The 16,409-nt window shown below is 45.3% G+C and carries 13 protein-coding genes; 7 read left to right on the top strand and 6 right to left on the bottom strand.

The features are described 5' to 3' along the window. Positions 1-27: 27 nt before the first annotated feature. The 6 genes from ilvB (at position 28) to F8C76_RS04945 (ending at position 7,409) form a co-directional block, all read left to right on the top strand. Positions 28-1,761 (top strand): biosynthetic-type acetolactate synthase large subunit, encoded by a 1,734-nt coding sequence (gene ilvB, locus F8C76_RS04970; protein ID WP_152130714.1) that lies wholly within the window; start codon positions 28-30, stop codon positions 1,759-1,761. Positions 1,762-1,763: 2 nt separating this feature from the next. Continuing rightward, a complete protein-coding gene (locus F8C76_RS04965) occupies positions 1,764-2,345 on the top strand; it encodes an O-methyltransferase (RefSeq protein ID WP_152130713.1) in 582 nt (193 codons plus the stop codon). A gap of 2 nt (positions 2,346-2,347) precedes the next feature. Beyond that, positions 2,348-2,875 carry an acetolactate synthase small subunit gene (gene ilvN, locus F8C76_RS04960; protein ID WP_129652524.1) on the top strand — a complete coding sequence of 176 codons (528 nt, stop codon included), beginning with the start codon at positions 2,348-2,350 and terminating at the stop codon, positions 2,873-2,875. 22 nt (positions 2,876-2,897) lie between these two features. Then, positions 2,898-4,373, top strand: a complete 1,476-nt coding sequence (ilvC, locus tag F8C76_RS04955; protein ID WP_129652523.1) for a ketol-acid reductoisomerase — start codon at positions 2,898-2,900, stop codon at positions 4,371-4,373. Between the two features lie 17 nt (positions 4,374-4,390). Beyond that, on the top strand, positions 4,391-5,656 hold the full coding sequence (ilvA, locus tag F8C76_RS04950) for a threonine ammonia-lyase IlvA (protein ID WP_152130712.1): 1,266 nt from the start codon (positions 4,391-4,393) through the stop codon (positions 5,654-5,656). 160 nt (positions 5,657-5,816) lie between these two features. Next, positions 5,817-7,409: an NADP-dependent glyceraldehyde-3-phosphate dehydrogenase gene (locus F8C76_RS04945; protein WP_152130711.1), complete on the top strand. Its 1,593-nt coding sequence runs from the start codon at positions 5,817-5,819 to the stop codon at positions 7,407-7,409. Between the two features lie 189 nt (positions 7,410-7,598). Here the strand turns inward: F8C76_RS04945 and F8C76_RS04940 are convergent, their stop codons facing one another. From F8C76_RS04940 to leuC, 6 genes are all read right to left on the bottom strand, one after another. Further along, complete coding sequence (locus F8C76_RS04940) at positions 7,599-8,834, bottom strand: hypothetical protein (RefSeq protein WP_152130710.1); 1,236 nt, start codon at positions 8,832-8,834, stop codon at positions 7,599-7,601. Positions 8,835-9,280: 446 nt separating this feature from the next. Beyond that, positions 9,281-10,039, bottom strand: coding sequence for a methyltransferase family protein (locus tag F8C76_RS04935; protein ID WP_152130709.1), 759 nt, complete (start codon positions 10,037-10,039; stop codon positions 9,281-9,283). Positions 10,040-10,236: 197 nt separating this feature from the next. Next, the gene (gene leuB / locus F8C76_RS04930; protein ID WP_152130708.1) at positions 10,237-11,292 is read right to left on the bottom strand and encodes a 3-isopropylmalate dehydrogenase; all 1,056 of its coding nucleotides are present in this window, start codon (positions 11,290-11,292) and stop codon (positions 10,237-10,239) included. A 35-nt stretch (positions 11,293-11,327) separates the two neighbouring features. Next, positions 11,328-12,845 carry a hydroxymethylglutaryl-CoA lyase-like TIM-barrel protein gene (locus F8C76_RS04925; protein ID WP_152130707.1) on the bottom strand — a complete coding sequence of 506 codons (1,518 nt, stop codon included), beginning with the start codon at positions 12,843-12,845 and terminating at the stop codon, positions 11,328-11,330. Positions 12,846-12,869: 24 nt separating this feature from the next. Then, positions 12,870-13,466 carry a 3-isopropylmalate dehydratase small subunit gene (gene leuD / locus F8C76_RS04920; RefSeq protein WP_152130706.1) on the bottom strand — a complete coding sequence of 199 codons (597 nt, stop codon included), beginning with the start codon at positions 13,464-13,466 and terminating at the stop codon, positions 12,870-12,872. A gap of 81 nt (positions 13,467-13,547) precedes the next feature. Continuing rightward, on the bottom strand, positions 13,548-14,957 hold the full coding sequence (gene leuC, locus F8C76_RS04915) for a 3-isopropylmalate dehydratase large subunit (RefSeq protein WP_129652515.1): 1,410 nt from the start codon (positions 14,955-14,957) through the stop codon (positions 13,548-13,550). A gap of 311 nt (positions 14,958-15,268) precedes the next feature. Here leuC and F8C76_RS04910 point away from each other — a divergent pair, with 311 nt between their 5' ends. Further along, positions 15,269-16,381: a DUF2911 domain-containing protein gene (locus F8C76_RS04910; RefSeq protein ID WP_152130705.1), complete on the top strand. Its 1,113-nt coding sequence runs from the start codon at positions 15,269-15,271 to the stop codon at positions 16,379-16,381. The last annotated feature ends 28 nt before the right edge of the window (positions 16,382-16,409 follow it).

The raw sequence follows: 16,409 nt of genomic DNA, 5'->3' as shown, positions 1-16,409 counted from the left end.
GGATATGTATTTCCAAATTAAAGGCTTATGGAAACATTGAAAGCACAAAAAAAAGAGAATAAAAAGAGCACCTCCATACGTATTACGGGTGCTGAGGCTATTATACATTGCTTATTGGCCGAAGGGGTAGATCTTATTTACGGGTATCCTGGCGGGGCCATCATGCCTGTGTATGATGAACTGTACAAGTTTCAGGATAAGCTTACCCATATCCTCACAAGGCATGAGCAAGGAGCTACCCACGCTGCACAAGGATATGCGCGGGTAAGTGGAAGGGTTGGGGTTGCCATGGCAACATCAGGTCCCGGTGCCACCAATTTGGTGACCGGTATAGCCGATGCCCAAATAGACTCAACACCTATGGTGTGCATCACCGGACAGGTGGCAAGACATCTCTTGGGGTCCGATGCCTTTCAGGAAACGGACATTGTTGGAATTTCAACACCTGTGACCAAATGGAACTATCAGATTACCCGGGCCGAAGAAATCCCAGAGATAATGGCCAAGGCATTCTATATTGCCAAATCCGGTAGGCCGGGTCCCGTTTTGGTGGACATCACCAAAAATGCCCAATTTGATGAGTTGGATTTCGTGTATGAGAAGTGTACAGGTGTACGAAGTTATAAACCTGCTCCAGATATCGAAGTAAGTGCTATTGAAAAGGCGGCGGAATTGATCAACAATGCCAAAAAACCCTATATCGTTTTTGGACAAGGGGTGATTTTGGGTGAAGCAGAGGAACAGCTCAAAGCTTTGGTCGAGAAAGCAGGAATCCCAGCGGCATGGACCATTTTGGGACTTTCGGCCATGGATACGGACCATCCATTGAACGTGGGTATGGTGGGTATGCATGGAAATTACGGCCCCAATGTCCTTACCAATGAGTGCGATTTGCTCATTGCCATAGGGATGCGCTTTGATGATAGGGTAACCGGAAATTTGGAAACCTATGCCAAGCAGGCCAAGATCATTCATTTTGAGATAGATCCTGCGGAAGTCAACAAAAATGTGAAGGTGGATGTTGCTGTTTTGGGCAATGCCAAACAGACCTTGGAATTGCTGCTTCCCTTGGTGAATAAAAATGAACATAAGGAATGGTTGGGCGAGTTTGAAAAAAAGCGTCAAATCGAATTTGATACTGTAATCCAGAAAGATATACATCCCACTAAGCCGGGACTTACCATGGGCGAGGTCTTGGAACAGATCAATGTGGCCTCTGGTCACAAGGCGGTCATTGTTTCCGACGTGGGTCAACATCAAATGATGGCCTGTCGGTATGCCAAGTTCAAACAGACTAAAAGTAATATCACCTCAGGTGGTTTGGGTACCATGGGATTTGCCCTTCCGGCAGCCATTGGCGCCAAGATGGGGGCTATGGACCGCGAGGTCGTTGCTATCATTGGTGATGGCGGGTACCAAATGACCATTCAGGAACTTGGGGTTATCTTTCAGCATAATCTACCGGTGAAAATAGTGGTATTGAACAATGATCACTTGGGAATGGTGCGTCAATGGCAGGAGCTTTTCTTTGAAAGAAGATATGCCTCAACCGTTATGACCAATCCTGATTTTGTGAAAATCGCTGAAGGATATCACATTAAGTCAAGAAGGGTAGTGGAGCGTTCGGAATTGAAGGATGCCGTAGAGGAAATGATGGCTTCCAAAGACCCTTATTTCTTGGAGGTTCGGGTAGAGAAGGAAGACAATGTGTTCCCAATGGTTCCAACAGGGGCTTCCATTTCTGATATCAGATTGAAATAAAGATGAATCAGGCCAATAGTTTGGATATACCGGTCAACTATCCCGCTTTGCTTGCCAAATCCAAGGAAATGGGCTTTTCCATGTCTTCGGATATGGGGGTAGGTTCCTTGTTAAGGACATTGGTGGCTTCCAAATCCAATGGAAATTTCTTGGAATTGGGTACGGGAGTTGGTCTTTCATTGGCTTGGATGGTGCAGGGGATGGACAAAGATTCCCATGTCATCAGTGTGGACAATGAAGCTGGACTTATCCAGATTGCCAAGGCCTTTTTTCAAGACGAACCCCGCTTGGAGCTTGTTTGCGCTGACGGTGGGGAGTGGCTGGAATCCTATCAAGGCGATTCGTTCGATTTGATTTTTGCGGATGCTTGGCCTGGAAAATACAGTCATCTGGAGAATGCCCTGGCCTTACTTAAGATGGGCGGCTTTTATGTCATTGACGATATGAGCAGGCAACCCAATTGGCCGGTAGGGCATCAGGATAAGGCGAACGAGCTGATTGAATTATTGGAAAAAAGAAAAGATATAACAATTACAAAAATGGACTGGTCCACAGGACTCATAGTTGCGGTTAAAATAAAATAAGCATGGAAAATCAATGGTATACCATATCGGTGTATTCCGAAAACAATGTGGGTTTGCTCAACAGAATATCTGGGATATTTTTAAAGAGACACATTAATATTGAGAGTTTAAATGTTTCAAAATCAGAGATTGAGAACGTGTCAAAGTTTACAATTGTGATTTTTTCCACCGAAGATTGGGCGCGAAAAATTGTCAACCAAATAGAAAAACAGATTGAGGTCATCAAGGCCTACTATCATACAGATGACGAAACCATTTACCAAGAATCGGCCCTTTTTAAGGTAGCATCCCATTTGTTGTTTGATGAAAGACAGATCCAGAACATCATCAAAGAGAGCAATTCACAGATTGTTACCGTGAGCAGGGATTTCTTTGTTTTGGCCAAGACGGGGCGTCGTCACGAAATCGATGAGATGCACGATGCATTGGAGCCTTACGGGATCATGCAGTTTGTACGCTCCGGAAGGATAGCCGTGAGTAAGGCGGCCATGCCGATCACCAATATTTTAGCAGAATTTCAAAATCAATAAATAGCAAAATCAAATAGTTAAAATGGCAAATTACTTCAACACACTATCACTTCGTGAACAATTGACCCAATTGGGAAAGTGTAGGTTTATGGACCCAAGTGAGTTCGCTGATGGTGTTACCGCTCTTAAGGGCAAGAAAATTGTAATAGTGGGCTGTGGTGCCCAAGGGTTGAACCAAGGTTTGAACATGCGTGACTCTGGACTGGACATTTCCTATACGCTTCGTGAAGCGGCCATAAAGGAACAGAGACAGTCATATAAGAACGCTACCGAGAACAATTTCACCGTGGGAACTTATGAGGAATTGATCCCTACCGCTGACTTGGTCATCAACCTAACTCCGGACAAGCAACACTCCAAAGTGGTAGGTGCGGTAATGCCCTTGATGAAAAAAGGTGCTACGCTATCGTATTCACACGGATTCAACATTGTTGAGGAAGGAATGCAGGTGCGTGAGGACATCACGGTGATCATGGTTGCTCCCAAGAGTCCAGGTTCTGAAGTACGCGAAGAATATAAGAGAGGTTTTGGGGTGCCTACCCTGATTGCCGTGCACCCAGAGAACGATCCTGAAGGAAAGGGATTGGAACAGGCCAAAGCCTATGCCGCCGGAACAGGTGGAGATAGAGCCGGTGTTTTGGAATCTTCTTTCGTGGCCGAGGTAAAATCGGATTTGATGGGAGAGCAGACCATCCTTTGTGGATTGTTGCAGACTGGATCCATCCTTTCGTTCAATAAAATGATTGAGAAAGGTGTTGATGCCGGATATGCTTCCAAATTGATACAATACGGTTGGGAAACCATTACCGAAGGATTGAAACAAGGAGGTATCACCAATATGATGGACCGTTTGTCCAACCCTGCCAAAATCAAGGCTTTTGACTTGGCCGAGGAGTTGAAGGTGATCATGCGTCCCTTGTTCCAAAAACATATGGATGATATTATGAGTGGTCATTTTTCCAAGACCATGATGGAAGATTGGGACAATGGTGATAAAAACCTATTGGATTGGCGTGCCGCTACTGGAGAAACTGCTTTTGAGAAGACTCCAGCTGGTGATGTGTCCATTTCTGAGCAAGCATACTATGACAATGGGGTGTTGATGGTCGCTTTTGTAAAATCTGGTGTTGAATTGGCCTATGAAACCATGACCGAGTCTGGAATCATTGGTGAATCCGCTTATTACGAGTCCCTTCACGAAACTCCATTGATCGCGAACACTATCGCAAGAAAGAAATTGTTCGAGATGAACCGAGTAATTTCCGATACCGCAGAGTATGGTTGCTACCTGTTCGACCATGCTTGTAAGCCTTTGTTGACCGACTTCATGAAAACTGTGGAAACCGATATTATTGGGAAACACTTTGGTGAAGGAAAAGACAATGGGGTGGACAACATCAAGTTGATCGCAGTGAACAAAGCGATCCGTGAGCATGACGTAGAGGTGGTTGGAGCGCGTTTGCGTGCCTCCATGACCGCTATGAAACCTATTGGATAAATACAGATATTGGCCTCATGAAGAAGACTGTGGATGCCTATTTTCCACAAATAGCGGATATATACCAAGCAGCGAAGACCATTGCCCAAGTGGCCGAAGTGACGCCTTTGCAGCAGAGTATCCGGTATTCCAAAAATTATGGGGCCAATATTTTACTCAAAAGGGAAGACCTGCACCGTGTTCGGAGCTATAAAATTCGCGGTGCCTACAATAAGATCAGTTCGCTTTCCAAGGAAGAACTGGAAAAAGGCGTGGTCTGTGCCAGTGCTGGCAACCATGCCCAAGGCGTGGCATTTGCCTGTAGTCATTTACAGGTCAAGGGCACGATTTTTATGCCTGTGGTCACCCCAAAACAAAAAATAGACCAGACCAAGATGTTTGGTGGCGATTGGGTCAAAGTAGTGTTGGAAGGCGATACCTTTGATGACTCCAATAAAGCAGCCCAATTGTTCTGTGCAGAAGAGGGTAAGACCTTTGTGCACCCTTTTGATGATGAAAAAATCATTGAAGGGCAGGCTACGGTAGGACTGGAAATACTTCAACAGACTGATGCCCCCATTGATTATGTGTTTGCAGCCGTTGGCGGCGGGGGATTGGCTTCCGGGCTTTGTGCGACCTTCAATGCGCTATCGCCCAAGACCAAAATCATTGGCGTGGAGCCCGAAGGGGCGCCTTCCATGAAAAAGGCCATTGAAGCCGGAGAGCTGGTAGAGTTGCAACAGATCGATAAGTTTATAGATGGCGCTGCTGTACAGAAAGTAGGGCAATTGACCTTTCCCATTTGTAGGGACTATCTACACCAAATGATGACCGTTCCCGAAGGGAAAGTCTGCCAGACCATATTGGATCTGTACAACCGGGATGCTATTGTGGTGGAACCCGCAGGGGCTTTGACCATAGCTGCATTGGATGATTTTTCAGAAGAGATCAAGGGAAAGAATGTGGTCTGCATCATCAGCGGAAGCAACAATGATATTACCCGCACCGCAGAGATTAAGGAGCGTGCGCTGCTATACGCCAATTTAAAGCACTATTTTATTGTGAGGTTTCCCCAGCGTCCAGGTGCATTGAAAGAATTTGTGGTGGATATTTTGGGTCCCAATGATGATATTACCCACTTTGAATACTCCAAGAAATCGAGTAGGGAGAATGCCCCGGCCGTGGTGGGCATTGAATTGAAATCATCTGAAGACTTGGAGCCTTTGATCCAGCGGATGAAGGCCAATAGCTTTTTTGGGGACTATCTCAACAATAAGCCTGATCTTTTTCAGTATTTGGTGTGACCTGCTTCACAAATCCAGCACTTGTTTTGATACTGGACAAACTCCATCGTTTTCGATGGGAAACCTTTGAAAACAAAGTGGTTTCCAGTCATTTTTATGTTAGCTTTGTGATGGATGGACGACTGTTTTCTTAGATAATTATTAACAATATTCACAACCTATGCCAACAACTAAAACTAGAATACCGGAAGCATTTCAGATTACCCAGGAAATTCACCAAAAGACCTATTTGGTCAATGGGGAACTTCGCAAATGGGAAGGCAATACCACCCCTGTGGTTTCCACGATTTCCTCCACCCAGGACTATGCACCTACTACCTTGGGCAGCATTCCCGATATGGGGGAACCCGAGGCCATGGAGGCTTTGGATGCGGCCTTGGCGGCATATGACAAAGGACAAGGGGTTTGGCCCACGATGAAGGTAAAGGACCGTATTGAATGTATGGAGTCCTTTGTCAAGAAGATGGAGCAAAAGCGCGAGGAGGTCGTAAAATTGTTGATGTGGGAAATTGGCAAGTCACAACCGGATTCCTACAAGGAGTTTGACCGTACCGTGGAGTATATCTATGACACCATAGAGGAATATAAGCAGTTGGATCGGGATAGTGCCAAGTTTGAAAAAAACAGTGGGGTATATGCCCATATCCGCAGGGGACCGCTAGGGGTGGTACTCTGCTTGGGACCTTACAATTATCCCTTGAATGAAACCTTTGCGTTGTTGATCCCCGCTATTATTATGGGGAACACCACCATATTTAAACCCGCAAAACACGGGGTTTTGTTGATTACGCCACTTTTGGAGGCTTTTAAGAGCAGTTTTCCAAAAGGTGTGGTGAACATTCTTTTCGGCAGGGGAAGGGCTGTGGCCGCCCCCATTATGAAAACCGGAAAGGTGGATGTATTGGCCCTTATCGGAAATAGTAAATCGGCCAATGCGCTACAGGAACAGCACCCCAAGAGCAACAGATTACGTTTGGTATTGGGCTTGGAAGCCAAAAACCCAGCCATTGTATTGCCCGATGCGGATTTGGACCTTACCATCAATGAATGTATTGCCGGGACCCTGTCCTTTAACGGGCAACGGTGTACCGCACTCAAAGTGGTTTATGTACATGAGGATATCAGGGAAGAATTCTTAAAGCGCTTCTCCGAAAAAGTGGATGCCCTCAAGTTTGGGAATCCATGGGATGAAGGGGTGAGCCTTACCCCATTGCCAGAACCTGGAAAGCCGGCCTATATACAAGAACTGTTGGATGATGCCAAAACCAAAGGAGCCAAAGTCCTAAACAAAAAAGGGGGAAAGCATTTTGACAATTACATCTGGCCGGCGGTATTGTATCCGGTTTCCAAGGACATGCGGGTATATGAGGAGGAACAGTTTGGCCCCGTCATTCCGGTACTATCCTTTAAGGATATTGAAGAACCTTTGGACGATATGGCCGAAAGCAACTACGGACAGCAGGTGAGTCTGTTCGGAAAAGATGTGTACACCCTTTCGCCACTTATTGATTCCTTGGCGAATCTGGTGTGCCGTGTGAATTTGAACAGTTCTTGCCAACGTGGCCCGGATGTGTACCCATTTACAGGACGAAAGGATTCCGCACAGGCCACCTTGAGTGTGCACGATGCCCTGCGTTCGTTCTCCATACGGACTTTTGTGGCCTTTAAGGACAATGACATCAACAATGAGACCATTGAGCAGTTGCTGGAGGCCAAGGTGAGCAACTTTTTAAGTACGGACTATATTTTATAGCAGCAGATTTCTCACATTCCCCTTCGACTGCGTTCAGGATGACAGTTCGAAATGACTGTAAATGGGTGTATGTCATTTCGAGTAAGTCCCGATAGTGATCGGGACGACGAGAAATCTCCAATGAAGTTTAATATAAAAAAAAGCCTTGGAATTTTTCCAAGGCTTTTTTTTGCTTTCAAATTCTTTTGTCTAATTTGGGGTGGAACGGGTATAGGAAAAAGCTCCCCCAGGAGTATCATTATACATGTCAAACGACTCAAAAGTTAAGGTAAGGTAAATATTTTCTTCAACCAACCATAGAGCCAATTGCTTGCCGACCAGTCTATCGTATCTTGAACCATATCCTATGCCTAAGCTCAATAAAAGTTGAAATTCATTCTTTATGCCAATCATTATACTCTCATCATAATGTAACATATTTATAATGTTGTATAGATTTTTGAAACTGTAAAAGTTGGTCGGGTCTCCTAAAGTACCATAGAAATTAAAATCTTCCCAAGCTTGATTGGGATAGTTACCTAGGCCGGGATCAAGCAAGGCCCATTTGATGCCTTTTGTTCCTCCCGAGGCATCAATCTGTTCATAGTTTAGTACAGCATAATCAGAATCCCCATAAAAGTCCGCCAAAAGATCCGAGAAATTTTCATTAACATCATGCTCGGCATCTTGACCAAATGTACTTTGCCACCACTGGAAATTGTAAATAGGGCCACCATTCTGTCTTGTGATGATAATGTCAGCTGTTAACTGGTCCTGATTCTCTGTTAGGTGCCAATCCGCATTGGATGCTTTGGAAAATTGTATATCTTGACCATTCCATATGGTTACGGTAGGAGTGGGTTCTTCGGTACCATCACAATTTGAATCAATTCCATCGTTGGGATGATCCGGGCCTTCTGGATAAAAAGTTCCGTTAAGGTCATCACAATCATCACTGTTAGAAACATAACCCGATGGAGTATCTAAGTTGGAACAAATTGTTTGTGCCGCTTCAATATTACCATGCCCATCACCATCTTTGTCCTCATAGTAAGTTACTTCTTGTTGGCATTCTGGATCGTTGTTGTCAGCATCATTAGGGTCGGTATTATCAGTTACATACTTTTCAGGTACTGTAACTCCATCACAGAGTTCCAAAGACTGGTTGGGATCACCAAAGGAGTCGCCGTCATTGTCCAGATAGTAGGTCACTTTGGTGCAACCGGAAAAGATATTGGCGTTGGAGTCGTCCGGGTCATTGGCATTGGCCACATGTTTGTCCGGCTTTTCACAGGCCATTTGGGGTTTGGCGGAGTCGCCTTCGCCATCCCCATCATTGTCCAGATAAAAGGTGGTTTCCTTGCAGGGGTCGTCCTTGCCGCAAGAGTTGTTCAAGACAAGGAAAAGGGCCAAGGCCATGGCCCCCAAGAGTTTTGGATGTTTCATTGTGAATTTTTTATTGTTTTTCCAAAGGAAAACAAAGACATACTGGGATTATGGGAGGAATTGACGGATGTCCGGTTTGGGTTGATGTGTGCTTGGTTTGGGTTGACGGGGTAAAATTAGCAACGAGACCATTGAGCAGTTGCTGGAGGGCAAAGTGAGCAACTTTTTGAGTACGGACTATATTTATAGCAGCAGACTTCTCACATTCCCCTTCGACTGCGCTTAGGATGACAGTTCGAAATGACTGTATATGGGTGTATGTCATTTCGAGTGAGTCCCGACGGTTTTCGGGACGACGAGAAATCTCCTATGATATTCCTCCAAGGTGTTTTTTGTCACACTAGGAGATTATATTTATGAAGTGATGGGTGTTGATCGCTCTTAGGTAATGGATTTACACGAGCTTAGTTTGATGGGATACATAGGTAAAGGCAAATGAAAATTCTTTATCGTAACGTATTTTCCTCATTCAGGACAGCGGTTCGTCGTTTTAAGAATGTCAATATCAAAAAACCAATACTGGCAAGGACAAAGCCTATCAGAAAAGTCAGGTTGAAATTGGTGGTCCCATTGATGAGTTCACCGGTCATGTCAAAAGCAAAAAAGATAATGAACAGGTTGAATAGACCGTTTTTTTCCTGTTTCAATACCTTTTTCCAACTAAAGGTCATAATAGGTTGCCTATATTGTTTAAAATTTGGGATAAAGGCGGGAACCCTTTCGGACCAGTGCAAATAGGTCATCCCGAACTTTTTACGCAAAAATTGTTCTTCAGCGAACATGATACGTTCATAATACACCCAAAACAGGAAGCAGAAGGCTGTAACGAACCAAAAGTTGCCGGTCAATAAGGCCGGCCCCAACCACATGAAGAAGTTCCCCAAGTAAAGAGGGTGTCTCACAACGGAATAGATGCCAGTGGTGTTGAGCGTATCGGCCACCTGACCCTTTACGTTTCGACCAGAAGTGTTCTTTGGAGTGTGGCCAATGGTGAATATTCGGATAAGCTGACCTAACAACCCCACAAATAGGCAGAAAAGTTCATAATGCATTTCGTAAGGAGTGTCTTTGATAAAAAAGGTTTCGGGGTGGATTTCTGTGTTGATGTACAAGCCAATTCCGATTGCGATAATGACCAAAGGCAAAAAGCTTCGATACCGGAACAGCCAAATCCCCTGTTGTTCAAATTCTTCCTGTAGTGCCATCTTAAATTCCTTTTTTGAGATTGTTGTTGGGAACCAAAACTATCATGGTCCAAATCAAAAAAGAGGGTACAATTGATGGATGCCCCTTATGGATTGACGTAAACAGGGTTTGAATTGAAGGGAGAACTGGGAATGGGGATTTTTAACATAAAAAAAGCCCCATAAAGGGGCTCTTGGAATTTTATTTTTGAAATGGATTATAAGTTGGAAGCCAACCAATCACCCACCTCACTGGTGCCAAATGATTTGCCGCCTTCGGCCAAATCCTCGGTGACCACACCTTCGGCCAATGATTTATTGACCACGGCGCGAATGGCCTCAGCTTCATCGGCAAGGTTCAAATCCTCGAATAGCATGGCGGCAGACAATACCGTTGCCAGTGGATTGGCAATGTTCTTTCCGGCGGCCTGAGGGTAGGAACCGTGAATGGGCTCATAAAGCGACACCTTGCTTCCTACGGAAGAAGAAGGCATCAATCCCATGGATCCGGAAATTACCGAAGCTTCATCGGTGAGGATGTCCCCAAATAGGTTGGCGGTAATGATGACATCGTAGGCTTTGGGCCATTGTACCAAACGCATGGCCACGGCATCCACAAATTCATAGGACACTTCCACTTCCGGGTATTCTTTTTCCATATTTTGGACAGTTTCCCTCCACAAACGAGAAGATTCCAATACGTTGGCCTTATCCACACAGCAAAGCTTTTTGGAACGCTTTAGGGCCATTTCAAAACCTTTTCGGGCCAGCCGCTCTATTTCAAAGCGTTGGTAGGTCATGGTGTCAAAGGCAGTGTTGCCGTCATCCTTTCTCCCTCTTTCCCCAAAATAGACCCCTCCGGTAAGCTCACGAAGAATGATAAGGTCCGTACCTTCAATACGTTCTCTTTTCAATGGGGACTTATCAATCAATGAAGGAAAAGTAAATGTGGGTCGAACATTGGCGAAAAGACCCAATTTTTGACGCATTTTCAACAAGCCTTGCTCAGGACGTACCTTGGCGGATGGGTCATTGTCAAAACGAGGGTGTCCTATGGCTCCAAAAAGTACGGCATCGGCATTGGCACACACCTCATGGGTTTCGTCCGGATAGGGCTCTCCTACGGCATCAATGGCGGCAGCACCGGTAAGTGCAGGTGTCCAATTGATTTCATGTCCGAATTTTTTTGCTACGGCATTGGATACTTTTACGGCTTGGTCTATTACTTCGGGGCCGATTCCATCCCCGGCCAATAGGGCTATGTTTAATTTCATTTCTTTAATTATCAGTTTTCAATAAACACAATTATCTATACTAGGTTGAGCATTTTCTCTGTGGCCTTTATGGCCGATACGGTCTGGTCGGAATCCAATCCACGTGTGGTGAATTCGTTCTCATTGGTCTGCCAGGTGATGATGGTCTCGCAAAGCGCATCCGAATTACTCCCTGGGGGGATTCTAACGGCGTAGTCCACCAGCTTGGGCAGTTCCCTTCCTTCTTTTTTGTACACTTTTTTCAAGGCGTTGATAAAGGCATCGAATTGTCCATCTCCCTGTGCATTTTCCTCATAGCTTTTTCCTTCAATTTCGATGGAAAGGGTAGTGGAGGGTTTTAATCCTTTGGAGTGGGTGAGCACGTAGGATTTCACAAACACTTTTTGCTGATGGAGGTCACTGTCCAACACATCGGAAATGATATAGGGAAGATCATCCTTGGTAACGCGTTCCTTTTTGTCGCCCAGTTCTATGATACGCTCGGTAACTTTTTTGAGCTCTTCATCGTTTAAGGTCAATCCAAGTTCCTGAAGGTTCTTTTGGATGTTGGCCTTACCTGATGTTTTGCCTAGGGCATATTTCCGCTTTCTGCCGAAACGTTCCGGTAATAAATCATTAAAGTAAAGATTCTTCTTGCTATCTCCATCGGCATGTATACCAGCAGTTTGGGTAAACACATTATCTCCTACGATAGGTTTGTTGTCCGGAATCCCAAATCCAGTAAAAGCCGATACCAATTTACTCACTTTGTACAGCGAGGATTCCTTGACCCCGATGGAAATCTCGGGCATAAAGTCATTGATAACGGCCACTACGCTGGCCAAGGGGGCATTACCGGCCCGTTCCCCCATACCATTTACGGTAAGGTGAAGACCATGGGCGCCCGCTTTGAGAGCCTCCATGACATTAGCTACACTCAGGTCATAATCGTTGTGCCCGTGAAAATCGAAATGCGTGTTCGGATATTTCTCAATGATCTCCTTAAAAAACTGGCCGGTCTCGCCATGGGTCAATACCCCTAAAGTATCGGGAAGCAAAATGCGTTTAATGGGTTGGGTGGTAAGAAAATCCAAAAACTGGTACACATATTCTTTGGAGTTCCGCATGCCATTGCTCCAATCTTCAAGATACACATTGGTTTCAATGCCCAATTCTTGCGCTTTTTGTATGACCGTGGCAATATCTGAAAAATGCTGCTCAGGCGTTTTCTTGAGCTGATGGGTAAGGTGGTTCAACGATCCTTTGGTCAACAAATTTTGCACCTTGGCGCCAGCCTCTATCATCCAGTCCAAAGAAACCCCATTATCTACAAAAGTTAGCACCTCGACTTTAGAGATATACCCTTCACTGTGGGCCCACTCGGTGATACTTTTGACCGCTTTGAACTCCCCTTCGGAAACACGGGCCGAAGCCACCTCAATACGGTCCACTTTGAGTTCTTCCAAAAGAAGTTTGGCCAAAGTGAGTTTTTCCGAAGCGGAAAAGGAAACCCCAGAGGTCTGTTCACCATCCCTTAGGGTGGTGTCCATGATTTCAACGGTGCGTGCTTTCATTTTCAGTGTAGGGTTGGGTAGGGTCTATAAAGGAGTGTTCCCGGCAAACTGCTCAATATCGTTTTTAATGTTCAACAAATAGTCGATATCATCAAAACCGTTGAGCATATTTTGTTTTTTGTACCCGTTGATGTCAAAGCTTTCGCTTTCCCCAGTTGCCAAAATGGTGATTTTTTGCTCGGGAAGGTTTACTTCCAACTCCGCTTTGGGGTCGGCCTCAATGGCCGTGAAAATCTTGTCCAAAAACTCAGGACTTACCTGAACGGGCAATACCCCGATATTCAGACAGTTGTTTCGGAAAATATCTGCAAAGAAGCTGGATACCACACAGCGGAATCCGTAATCGTATACGGCCCATGCGGCGTGTTCCCGCGAAGAACCGGAACCAAAGTTTTTTCCACCTACCAATATCTGTCCACTGTAGATGGGATTGTTCAGCACAAAATGCTCTTTTGGGGTGTCATCGGAGTTGTACCTCCAGTCGCGGAACAAATTGTCTCCAAAACCTTTACGCTCTGTGGCTTTAAGGAATCGGGCTGGGATGATTTGGTCGGTATCCACATTTTCAATGGGCATGGGTACCGCCGAACTTTTTAATATGTTGAATTTATCGTATGCCATGTTTTTTCAATTTTCAGTTGACAATTGCCAATTAACAGTAGATAGTTCCGCTGTGTATTGATAATTGTTCATTGTTTATTGTTATGCGAATGCTTCTTCCATGAGTTCCCGTGGGTCGGTGACCTTACCGGTAACAGCGGCAGCGGCAGCAACCAAAGGACTGGCCAATAGGGTACGTGCTCCGGGACCTTGTCTTCCTTCGAAGTTTCGGTTGGAGGTACTCACGGCATATTTTCCAGCGGGAATCTTATCATCGTTCATGGCCAAACAGGCAGAACATCCAGGTTCACGAAGCTCAAAACCGGCTTCCTGAAGAATGTCCAAAATACCTTCTTCCCTAATGGCTGCTTCCACTTGGTGTGAGCCGGGGACCAACCATGCCGTAACGTGGTCTGCTTTCTTTTTTCCTTTGATGATGGAAGCAAAGGCTCTAAAGTCCTCTATCCTACCATTGGTGCAGCTTCCTAAGAAAACGAAATCGATGGGTTTTCCAATCATGGCCTCACCTTCGTTGAAATCCATATATTCCAAGGATTTTTTATAGGTGGCCACACCGCCTTCAACGGCTTCCGCAAGCGGAATGTATTTTTGGATGCCCATACCCATACCTGGATTGGTACCATAGGTGATCATCGGTTCTATATCGCTGGCATTGAAGGAAAGCTCCTTGTCAAAAACAGCATCATCATCCGAATACAAGGTTTTCCAATATTCCATGGCGGTATCCCAGTCCTGACCTTTGGGAGTGTACTCACGTCCCTTGATATAGTCAAAAGTCTTTTCATCGGGAGCGATCATACCACCTCGTGCACCCATTTCAATACTCAAATTGCAAACGGTCATTCTACCTTCCATGGACATGTTCCTGAACACCTCGCCAGCATACTCCACAAAATATCCGGTTGCTCCGGAAGTGGTCAATTGGGAGATGATGAACAAGGCCACATCTTTTGGGGTAACCGCTTTGCTGAGGGCTCCATCCACATTGATACGCATCCGTTTGGGTTTGGGCTGCATAATGCATTGGGTGGAAAGTACCATTTCCACTTCACTGGTTCCAATTCCGAAAGCAATGGCGCCAAACGCACCATGGGTGGAAGTATGTGAATCCCCACAAACTATGGTTGCTCCGGGAACGGTAATCCCGTTTTCCGGGCCGATGACGTGAACAATACCATTTTTCTTATGCCCAAGCCCCCAATAAGGGATGTTATGGGCTTTGGAGTTTTCCTCAAGGGCCCTAAGCTGATTGGCCGATAATTTGTCCTTGACGGGCAAATGTTGGTTCCGGGTAGGGGTATTGTGGTCTGCCGTGGCAAACGTACGCTCCGGGTACAATACCTTGATACCTCTATTCTTTAATCCCAAAAAGGCTACGGGACTGGTTACTTCATGCACCAAATGCCTGTCAATAAATAGGACATCAGGACCATTTTCAATATGTTGGACCACATGGGAATCCCAAACTTTATCAAATAGTGTTTTGCTCATCGTTACATTCAATAATTTGTAAGCCTACAAAGTTAAAATATCAATAAAAACCCACCTTTGGGTTGGATGTAAAATTACGATGTTCAACGTTCATTTTCCTAGAATACATGGAATGTTAACAAAAGTTGCCGGGGTATTTTCAAATATCACTGATGGATTCCCTTGATTTTGAATTGAATATGGTAACTAATTGAAATTTAACACGTTCCAATTTTATTTAACATTGTTGTAACGCTATCCCAACCTGAAGCAACATACTTTAGGGCATCAACTTAAAAGTTTATTCATTAACTACATCAAAAAAACGAACCATGAGAAAATTTTACACGGCCATTTCGGCCACAATTCTAATGACCGTATTTCTTATGTCCAGTACCGCTTTTGCACAGCTGGACTTTTTGCCGAGGGGCAGCCAGATGGCAAAGGTGTCCCAACGGATAGGAACTACAGATGTCACCATCGTCTATTCCAGGCCCAGCGTCAACGATAGGGAAGTTTGGGGTGCATTGGTCCCCTATGGCATGAACAACCTTGGATTTGGAACGGCAGCCGAATCCCCTTGGAGGGCAGGAGCCAATGAGAACACCATATTCAAGACCACCCATGACCTCACCATTGGAGGTAAAACACTTCCCGCAGGGGAATATGGGCTGCACATGATCGTCAATGAGAATAATACGGCTACCGTTATTTTTTCCAATAACCATGGGGCTTGGGGCAGTTACTTTTATGATCCTGCTGAAGATGCCCTTCGCGTGGATGTTGAAACCCAAGAAGTTTCCCATGTGGAGCAGTTGACCTTTGGTTTTGACCAGGTGGATGCCAATTCGGCTGTAGCATCATTGAGTTGGGAGAAAAAGAAGATACCTTTTACGGTTGAAACTGATGTCACCCAAAATGTTTTGGCGGAAATCCGTCAACAATTGCAGACCTCGCCGGGCTTCAATAGGCAAAGCTGGGAGCAGGCGGCCAACTACGCGCTGAACAATGGAGGCGATTTGGATGAGGCCCTTGGGTGGGTCAACTCGGCCATTGAAGGACAGTTTTTCAGTCAGAAAAACTTCAACAACCTTAGCATCAAATCCCAGATTTTGGAACGACAGGGAAAAACAGCTGAGGCCAAAGCGGTCATGGATGAGGCCATGCCCTTGGGCACCGTTCTGGAAATCCATACCTATGGACGGCAGTTGATTGCCCAGGGAAAAAAGGATGAGGCCTTGGCGGTGTTCCAATGGAATGCCAAAAACCATAAAAATACTTGGCCTGTTGATTTTGGGTTGGCCAGAGGGTATTCTGCGGTTGGAGAGTATAAAACGGCCCTAAAACACCTCAAAATAGCAGAGGGTAGGGCTCCGGACCAACCCAATAAGGATGCCATTGCAGCCTACATTACCAGACTGCAAGAAGGCACGGATATCAACTAAAAACCAGTTGATGAAAAGATAAAGCCTG

Source organism: Flagellimonas olearia (assembly GCF_009184425.1).
Taxonomy (GTDB): domain Bacteria; phylum Bacteroidota; class Bacteroidia; order Flavobacteriales; family Flavobacteriaceae; genus Flagellimonas; species Flagellimonas olearia.
Note: the sequence above shows the minus strand (reverse complement) of the source record. Positions and strands in the feature narration are given on the sequence as shown.

Bases quoted from the DNA above. Each gene is read 5' to 3' on its own strand.
- leuB (WP_152130708.1), bottom strand. From the start codon at position 11,292: ATGAAATTAAACATAGCCCTATTGGCCGGGGATGGAATCGGCCCCGAA.
- leuC (WP_129652515.1), bottom strand. From the start codon at position 14,957: ATGAGCAAAACACTATTTGATAAAGTTTGGGATTCCCATGTGGTCCAA.
- F8C76_RS04945 (WP_152130711.1), top strand. From the start codon at position 5,817: ATGCCAACAACTAAAACTAGAATACCGGAAGCATTTCAGATTACCCAG.
- ilvA (WP_152130712.1), top strand. From the start codon at position 4,391: ATGAAGAAGACTGTGGATGCCTATTTTCCACAAATAGCGGATATATAC.
- F8C76_RS04965 (WP_152130713.1), top strand. From the start codon at position 1,764: ATGAATCAGGCCAATAGTTTGGATATACCGGTCAACTATCCCGCTTTG.
- F8C76_RS04910 (WP_152130705.1), top strand. From the start codon at position 15,269: ATGAGAAAATTTTACACGGCCATTTCGGCCACAATTCTAATGACCGTA.
- F8C76_RS04935 (WP_152130709.1), bottom strand. From the start codon at position 10,039: ATGGCACTACAGGAAGAATTTGAACAACAGGGGATTTGGCTGTTCCGG.
- leuD (WP_152130706.1), bottom strand. From the start codon at position 13,466: ATGGCATACGATAAATTCAACATATTAAAAAGTTCGGCGGTACCCATG.
- ilvN (WP_129652524.1), top strand. From the start codon at position 2,348: ATGGAAAATCAATGGTATACCATATCGGTGTATTCCGAAAACAATGTG.
- F8C76_RS04940 (WP_152130710.1), bottom strand. From the start codon at position 8,834: ATGAAACATCCAAAACTCTTGGGGGCCATGGCCTTGGCCCTTTTCCTT.
- F8C76_RS04925 (WP_152130707.1), bottom strand. From the start codon at position 12,845: ATGAAAGCACGCACCGTTGAAATCATGGACACCACCCTAAGGGATGGT.
- ilvC (WP_129652523.1), top strand. From the start codon at position 2,898: ATGGCAAATTACTTCAACACACTATCACTTCGTGAACAATTGACCCAA.
- ilvB (WP_152130714.1), top strand. From the start codon at position 28: ATGGAAACATTGAAAGCACAAAAAAAAGAGAATAAAAAGAGCACCTCC.